This window comes from Geobacter sp. DSM 9736 (genome assembly GCF_900187405.1).
Taxonomy (GTDB): domain Bacteria; phylum Desulfobacterota; class Desulfuromonadia; order Geobacterales; family Geobacteraceae; genus DSM-9736.
On sequence record NZ_LT896716.1, the window covers coordinates 1,909,133 to 1,917,500 of the forward strand.

At 50.6% G+C, this 8,368-nt stretch carries 4 protein-coding genes, 2 rRNA genes and 1 pseudogene (1 of these 7 only partly in view); 5 read left to right on the forward strand and 2 right to left on the reverse strand.

Annotation, left to right across the window (positions count from 1 at the left end):
• Positions 1 to 61 precede the first annotated feature (61 nt).
• From CFB04_RS08635 to CFB04_RS18530, 5 genes and pseudogenes are all read left to right on the forward strand, one after another.
• Entirely contained in the window at positions 62 to 379 is a 318-nt protein-coding gene (locus tag CFB04_RS08635; RefSeq protein ID WP_088534901.1) for a phasin family protein, read from the forward strand.
• Positions 373 to 2,058, forward strand: coding sequence for a 2-polyprenylphenol 6-hydroxylase (gene ubiB, locus CFB04_RS08640; protein ID WP_088534902.1), 1,686 nt, complete (start codon positions 373 to 375; stop codon positions 2,056 to 2,058). Before CFB04_RS08635 ends, ubiB begins: the two co-directional genes overlap by 7 nt.
• A 190-nt stretch (positions 2,059 to 2,248) precedes the next feature.
• Complete coding sequence (gene lpxC, locus CFB04_RS08645) at positions 2,249 to 3,166, forward strand: UDP-3-O-acyl-N-acetylglucosamine deacetylase (RefSeq protein ID WP_088534903.1); 918 nt, start codon at positions 2,249 to 2,251, stop codon at positions 3,164 to 3,166.
• 120 nt (positions 3,167 to 3,286) lie between these two features.
• Entirely contained in the window at positions 3,287 to 5,521 is a 2,235-nt protein-coding gene (locus CFB04_RS08650; RefSeq protein ID WP_088534904.1) for a PAS domain-containing sensor histidine kinase, read from the forward strand.
• A gap of 39 nt (positions 5,522 to 5,560) precedes the next feature.
• A pseudogene (locus CFB04_RS18530) lies at positions 5,561 to 5,736 on the forward strand (YjbQ family protein); the annotation flags it as partial.
• A 145-nt stretch (positions 5,737 to 5,881) separates the two neighbouring features.
• Here CFB04_RS18530 and rrf read toward each other — a convergent pair.
• A 5S ribosomal RNA gene (rrf, locus tag CFB04_RS08660) occupies positions 5,882 to 5,998 on the reverse strand.
• A gap of 126 nt (positions 5,999 to 6,124) precedes the next feature.
• Positions 6,125 to 8,368: ribosomal RNA gene (locus CFB04_RS08665) — 23S ribosomal RNA — on the reverse strand; it runs 713 nt beyond the window's last position.

An 8,368-nucleotide genomic window follows, 5' to 3' on the forward strand; every position in this document is an offset into this window, starting at 1 on the left:
TCGCCCGCTTTTCTGTTATAGGTAAAGTGGACTTAATTATTGATTAAGGAGGAAATCGCCAATGTTCGAACTTCTTGAAAAGACCCTGCTCATGGGACTTGGAGCTGTAGCCCTTTCCCAGAAGAAAGCCGAAGAACTGCTGTCTGACCTCAAAGATCGGTACAAGATGAGCGAAGAAGAAGGAAAAGCTTTTCTCGACAAGCTGCAGAACCTGGCGAAAGACGGAAAAGCCCGAATAGAAGAGATTACCGAAGCAGAGGTAAAACGGGTGGTGGAACGAATGGGAATGGTGAACCGGGAGGAGTTCGACCGCCTGCAGCGGCGGGTGACCCAACTGGAAAACCAGCTCCTGGCACCTGAACCCGTGGATCCATGCTGAACCTCCTGCAGCTAAACCGTAACATCCGCACCATACGGCGATACCGGCAGATCGTCAGGGTTCTCATCAAATACGGGTTCGGGAACCTGCTGGAGTTCATGAACCTTTCACACCTCGTGGCCAAAAGCAGAAAGCTTTTACGCCGTGAAGTGCCGGAAATGTACCAGCTATCAGCCGCTGAAAGAATGAGGCTGGCCCTCGAAGAACTTGGGCCGACCTTCATCAAGTTCGGACAGCTGCTATCCACTCGCCCCGATGTCCTCCCTCTCAGCTACATAGAAGAATTTTCAAAGCTACAGGATCATGTTCCCTCCTTTCCGGTGGAAGAAGCTCTGACTCAGATACGCCTCGGAGTAGGCTTTAATCCCGAGGTCATCTTTCCTGATTTCGATCCCGTGCCAATTGCCGCTGCATCCATAGCACAGGTGCACCGCGCACGATTGGTGGACGGTGAGGAAGTAGTGGTAAAGGTGCGCCGACCCGGTATTGTAGAGCTGGTAGAAACGGATATCGACGCATTGATGGGTCTGGCTGTCCTGGCCGACCGCCATCTTCCTTCTTCGGACATATATGATCCTATCGGGCTTGTAAGGGAATTTGCACGAACCATACGGCGTGAGATGGATTTTACCCGTGAGGGACACACAATAGAAAGAATGTCACAGAATTTCGCAAAGGATCCCACCCTCTACTTCCCCAAGGTCTTTTGGGAATTCACTTCAAAAGCAGTGCTCACCATCGAGTACATCGACGGCATTAAGATCAATGACTTCGAGAAACTGGACCGGCAAGGGCTTGACAGGCGACTTATTGCACACCGTGGGGCCGATGCCTTCCTGAAGATGGTCCTTGTCCACGGCTTCTTCCATGGAGACCCCCACCCCGGTAATATCATGATCCTGCAGGAAAACGTCATCTGCCTCCTGGATTATGGGATGGTAGGGCGGATCGACAAGCACCTGAAGGAGTACCTGCTCGACATACTGCTTGCGATCATCAGGCGAGATGTGGATGAAGTGATTTCGCTGCTCGTCTACTCGGGGGACGTCCTCGACTCTGTCAACACAAGAGGGTTGCGGCGGGATCTTTCCGAGTTCATCGACAGCTATTACGAAGTACCTCTCCAGGAAATAGAAGTCGGGAGAATGCTGCAGGAATTCATTGAGATTATCACGACGCATCACATCAAGTTCCAACCAGACCTGCTCCTTCTTACCAAGGCACTCGTCACAATAGAAGGAATGGGCCGCAAGCTGGACCCGCAGTTCAACATGATAGAGCACCTGCGACCATTCGTGGACAGGGCTTATAAGGAGAGGATGTCCCCTCAGTACATGGCGAAAGAGGCCGGTAACCATCTCCTGTCATACCTGCAGCTGGCAAAGAACCTTCCTCGGGACATCAAGGAGTTCGTTAACCGGATAAACCGGAACAAGTTCAAGATCGACCTGGAACATCGCGGACTCGATCGGTTCATAAACGAGCTGGACAAATCCGCCAACCGGCTCTCTTCAAGCCTTATCATAGCTGCCCTAATTGTTGGTTCCTCACTCATTATGCAGACAGATAAAGGTCCGCACCTGCTGGGATTCCCTGTTTTTGCCCTTTTTGGCTACACCGTCGCCGGATTGATAGGTCTCTGGTGGGTGGTAGCCATCCTTCGTTCAGGCCGCCTATAGTGTGGCAACTTTGCAACACAACTCGTTGTTGATTTACCACACCCGCCTCCGCCGCCCCCATCACTTAAGGCCATTACCCCTCAAGCTGTTAATATTATTGAACATTGCACCCGGACATTTTAGTTAACGATTGGCCCATTCCTTGCTTGTAGTCGAAAGTACGTACACTGACTTTACCAAAGGGGCCGCCATGGCTTTTCAACAAACGATAAAAAACAAGGTTTCTTTTACTGGAATCGGTCTCCACTCCGGGGCGGACACCACCATAACCCTTCGTCCGGCTGAAGCAGGAACCGGCATAATTTTTCATCGAACAGACCTTGCACCGGCAGTCTCCATCGAAGCAACAGCGGAGAACGTCGTAAATACAAGACTTTCAACTACCATAGGAAAACATGGTGCCGTAGTCGCTACCATCGAGCATCTCATGGCTGCTCTTCGAGGATGTGGAATCGATAACGCACACATCGACATCAACGGGCCGGAAGTCCCGATAATGGATGGAAGTGCAACTCATTTCATGGAAGCTATCCGTAAAGCGGGCACTGCAACCTTGTCCAAATCGCGCAAGTTCCTCGTTATCAAGAAACCGATCACTATCATCGAAGGAGACAAGAAGATTTCGGTGATCCCCTCCCGATACTTCAAGGTCACCTTTGACATGAGCTTTAACCATCCAGCCGTACCCAGCCAGACAAAACATCTGGTATTCGATGAAGAAACATTTTCGGGAGAGTATGCACCAGCGCGGACCTTCGGCTTTCTTGCCGAAGTGGAAATGCTGAAGGCAAACGGACTTGCTCGGGGAGGCTCGCTGGAGAATGCGGTAGTGATCGGCGATAATGGCGTCATCAACGAAGAAGGGTTGAGGTACGACGATGAATTCGTACGGCACAAGATTCTCGACTCAGTGGGTGATCTGGCTCTCCTGGGGCACTACTTCTTCGGACATGTGAAGGCTTGCAAATCAGGACACGACCTCAACCATAAACTAGTGATGGAAATATTGAAAAGAACTGATTGCTGGAAACTGGTGGAATTCACCACTAAGGAAACTTCTTCGGTATTCACCCTTCCCCTCCCTGAGCTCGCTTGGCAGGAAGCTTGAACCGAAGACGGAGAGTGACTCAAGGATGCAGCCGGTTTCGCCGGCTGCATTTTTTATTGCGATTGTCTCCCCTCGCCAACTCCTTGCAATGAACTTGTCTTTCAGTTACAGTGAAGTCCGATGCACAACGGCAATAACCTACCCTCCAGCGAGATAAGGAAAAGGAAGCGCGAAGGGCTCATCATTGTCCTGTCGCTTTTCTTCATCATCGCTCTTACCGGCACAGAACTCCGTCTCTCAAAATTAAGTTCCGAAGTCCCGATGGGAAACAACATCGTCATCTTCGGCATCATCAACATCATCATTCTTCTTATAATTCTGCTCGTATACCTGGTCTTCCGCAACATTGCAAAGCTCATCCTGGAACGGCGGCAAAACGTCATCGGAGTCAAACTGAGAGCAAAGCTAGTACTGGCTTTTGTCGGCCTTTCACTGGTTCCGACCATGCTCCTTTTCTTTGTATCGGCAGGCTTCATCACCAACAGTGTCCAGAACTGGTTCAACACGCAAGTTGAAACATCTCTTAACGAATCGATGGAGGTAGCACAGACCTATTACAAATCGTCGGCAGCCAACGCGCTCTATTACGCCCGTCAATGCAGCGCAATGATCAAGGAACAGAAGCTTCTCAACGATGAAAATCTACCTCGCATGAAGGCACTTATAAGACAGAAACAGAAGGAGTATAACCTGAGTGTCGTGGAGGTATTTTCCGCTCAAAGGGAGGAACTGGTGCGAGCCTCCAATCCTCAACTCCCGAAGGCTGAGTTTACCAATCCTTCATCCGAGGACATAAATGTAGGATTAAATGGCAGGGAACTAACCCGAATCAACCCTGTAGGAAAGGCAGATCTCATTCGCGGGATTGTGCCTATCTATTCTAACTGGAACAACAAGGACGTCGTGGGAGTAGTAGTTGTAAACTACTACGTACCATATTCCCTCGTAAGCAAAATGAGGGAAATATCCACCTCCTACCAGGAGTTCCGACAACTTAAAATACTGAAGACCCCGATCACCACCGGTTATATACTCACTTTGTTCCTTATCACAATGGTGATAGTTTTTTTAGCTGTATGGTTCGGGATATATCTGGCGAAAAGCCTCACAATCCCAATACAGGAGCTTGCGGAAGCCACTCGTCAGGTAGCGGAAGGGAATCTGAACATTTTTCTGGAGGAAAAGGGACAGGATGAAATAGGCATGCTGGTTTCCTCCTTCAACAAAATGACGGAAGACTTGCGCAGCAATCAGCTAGTACTGAAACAGAGTAACGAAGAGGTCATCCGGAGCAACCTTGAACTGGAACAACGTCGCATATACATGGAAACAGTGCTGAAAAATGTGACCGCCGGAGTCATCTCCGTTGATAAAAATGGTGCCCTTACAACGATAAACAAATCAGCAGAAAAACTACTGAATATTAAGACAGTAGAAGTGATGGGTAAGAATTTTAAAGATGTGCTGCGCACCAGCCATCTTGATATTGCCAAGGATATTCTTCGAGATATGGTTCTGTCGAAACGAGACAGCATCAGCAAGCAGGTCACCGTGCCGGTAAAGGAAGGTGACATGACTCTGCTGGTGAATGTTACCATACTCAAAGATGATAACGATGAATTCCTGGGCACTGTAGTAGTCTTCGACGACCTTACACACCTGATTAAAGCGCAGCGAATGGCAGCATGGCGAGAGGTCGCCCGCCGCATTGCACATGAAATCAAAAATCCTCTTACCCCAATACAGCTTTCGGCACAGCGGTTACGTAAGCGCTATCTAGGCAGGTTCGGTGAGGAAGAAAAGGTATTCGACGAGTGCACCGACATGATTATCAAGTCTGTCGATGAGTTGAAGACACTTGTTGATGAGTTCTCGCACTTCGCGCGTATGCCGTCAGCCCATCCGCGCCCCAACAACCTGAACGAAATCATAAAAGAAGCTGTCTCTCTGTACCAGCAGGCACACAGAACAGTTACGTTCCAAGTCTCTGCAGACGAAGATATGCCTCTGCTGCAACTTGACCGTGACCAGATAAAGCGGGTCATCATCAACCTGCTTGATAACGCCATTGCAGCACTTGACAATGATGGTGTGATCGAGGTTATCAGCTGCTATAACCCAGAATTGCGAATGGTGACATGTGTTGTAGCTGATAACGGTCATGGGATACCCCCGGAAGATCGCCCTCGCTTGTTCGAACCTTACTTTTCCACAAAAAAAACCGGTACTGGGCTAGGTCTGGCCATAGTCAACACCATTATTTCCGATCACCATGCCTTCATCCGTGTGAAAGACAACTACCCGAAAGGTACTCGCTTTATAATTGAATTTCCCGCCACTGAAGGCACCACTTGAAACCTGCCTATCGTACCTCATAAGGTGTGTTACAAAACCCACAACAGCGGTGAAGACAACGGGGACGCGCATTTGAAGCGTACGCTGATGGGCGAGAGGTAGTGGTAGCGATAACAGGAGGGGAACTCGATTTAGGGCCATGGGAGCAAATATTCTATGGAGAGTTCGACGGAATGCGTCGCAAGCGAGTGCTGGTGAAGATCATAGGGGAGTAGGAGGATTCTCAGGGGCTCTTAGAAAGCCTAAGTTCTTCCGCCGGAGGTTTCGAGAGAAGGTATCGAATGAGTGACACGACGTGAAGGAACTGGGAGAAGAAATAAGAAAGCCCCACCACTTTCGTGATGGGGCTTTTAATATAATTCCCGGCGGCGACCTACTCTCCCACACCGCTTCCAGTGCAGTACCATCGGCCCAGAGAGGCTTAACTTCCGTGTTCGGGATGGGAACGGGTGTGACCCTCTCGGCATAGCCACCGAGAAACTCTTTCGTGCTTTTTATGCACGTGAATTTATCTCGGCAATCGCATAGATTTTTCGATTTGTAGTGATTGGGTAAGAGTTGATAAGGAGGGGGTGGGGTTACCACCCCCGAAAATAATTTTTTATGGTCAAGCCTCACGGCCGATTAGTACCGGTCAGCTGAGTGCATTGCTGCACTTACACACCCGGCCTATCAACGTTGTGGTCTACAACGGGCCTTCAGGGGATTGCTCCCGGGGATACCTAATCTTGAAGGAGGCTTCCCGCTTAGATGCTTTCAGCGGTTATCCTTTCCGTACATAGCTACCCAGCGAATGCTCCTGGCGGAACAACTGGAACACTAGAGGTACGTCCATCCCGGTCCTCTCGTACTAAGGACAGCTCTTCTCAAGTATCCTGCGCCCACGGCAGATAGGGACCAAACTGTCTCACGACGTTTTAAACCCAGCTCGCGTACCGCTTTAATTGGCGAACAGCCAAACCCTTGGGACCTACTTCAGCCCCAGGATGCGATGAGCCGACATCGAGGTGCCAAACCTCCCCGTCGATGTGAACTCTTGGGGGAGATCAGCCTGTTATCCCCGGAGTACCTTTTATCCGTTGAGCGACGGCCCTTCCATACAGAACCGCCGGATCACTAAGACCTACTTTCGTACCTGCTCGACTTGTTGGTCTCGCAGTCAAGCTCCCTTATGCCTTTACACTCTACGACCGGTTTCCAATCGGTCTGAGGGAACCATCGCGCGCCTCCGTTACTCTTTGGGAGGCGACCGCCCCAGTCAAACTACCCACCAGACAGTGTCCCCGACCCGGATGACGGGCCTGGGTTAGACACCCAAAACAACCAGGGTGGTATTTCAAGGTTGGCTCCACCGATACTGGCGTACCAGCTTCAAAGCCTCCCACCTATCCTACACAAGCTATTCCGAATGTCACTGTCAAGCTGTAGTAAAGGTTCACGGGGTCTTTCCGTCTTGCCGCGGGTACTCGGCATCTTCACCGAGAATTCAATTTCGCTGAGCCACTGGTTGAGACAGCGCGGAAATCGTTACGCCATTCGTGCAGGTCGGAACTTACCCGACAAGGAATTTCGCTACCTTAGGACCGTTATAGTTACGGCCGCCGTTTACCGGGGCTTCGGTTCAAAGCTTCACCTTGCGGTTAACAAATCCCCTTAACCTTCCGGCACCGGGCAGGCGTCAGACCCTATACATCGTCTTTCGACTTAGCAGAGTCCTGTGTTTTTAGTAAACAGTCGCTACCGCCATTTCTCTGCGACCCCCTCGGGCTTCACGTGCGTATCGCTACACCCAAAGAGGCACACCTTCTCCCGAAGTTACGGTGTCATTTTGCCGAGTTCCTTAACCAGTGTTCTCTCAAGCACCTTAGGATTTTCTCCTCACCCACCTGAGTCGGTTTACGGTACGGTCACCTATGAACTGAAGCTTAGAGGCTTTTCTTGGAAGCATGGGATCAACGACTTTGTGAGCATACGCTCTCGTCATCACCTCTCGACGTTAGCAGGGAAAGGGATTTGCCTCTCTCCCCCGTCTACAGGCTTAAACCGGGACGTCCAGCACCCGGATCGCCTACCCTTCTCCGTCCCCCCATCGCATTCATAGGTGGTACAGGAATATTAACCTGTTTCCCATCAACTACGCCTTTCGGCCTCGCCTTAGGGACCGACTAACCCTACGCAGATTACCTTTACGTAGGAAACCTTGGGTTTTCGGTGTGCGGGTTTCTCGCCCGCATTTTCGCTACTCATGTCAGCATAATCTCTTGTGATACCTCCAGCCGTCCTCGCGGTCGACCTTCGCAGGCTTACACAATGCTCCCCTACCACTCGCACCTTAAAATGCGAATCCGTAGCTTCGGTACTATGCTTGAGCCCCGTTACATTTTCCGCGCAGACCCACTCGACCAGTGAGCTATTACGCTTTCTTTAAAGGATGGCTGCTTCTAAGCCAACCTCCTGGTTGTCTGGGCATTTCCACATCGTTTTCCACTTAGCATAGATTTTGGGACCTTAGCTGACGGTCTGGGCTGTTTCCCTTTCGACTACGGATCTTATCACCCGCAGTCTGACTCCCACGATAACACTTAGCGGTATTCGGAGTTTGGTTAGGTTTGGTAATCTGGTAGGACCCCTAGCCCATCCAGTGCTCTACCCCCGCTAGTTACTTCGTGAGGCTATACCTAAATATATTTCGGGGAGAACCAGCTATCTCCGAGCTTGATTAGCCTTTCACTCCGATCCACAGCTCATCCCCTGGCTTTTCAACGCCAGTGGGTTCGGGCCTCCACGCGGTGTTACCCGCGCTTCACCCTGGCCATGGATAGATCGCCCGGTTTCGGGTCTACTCCC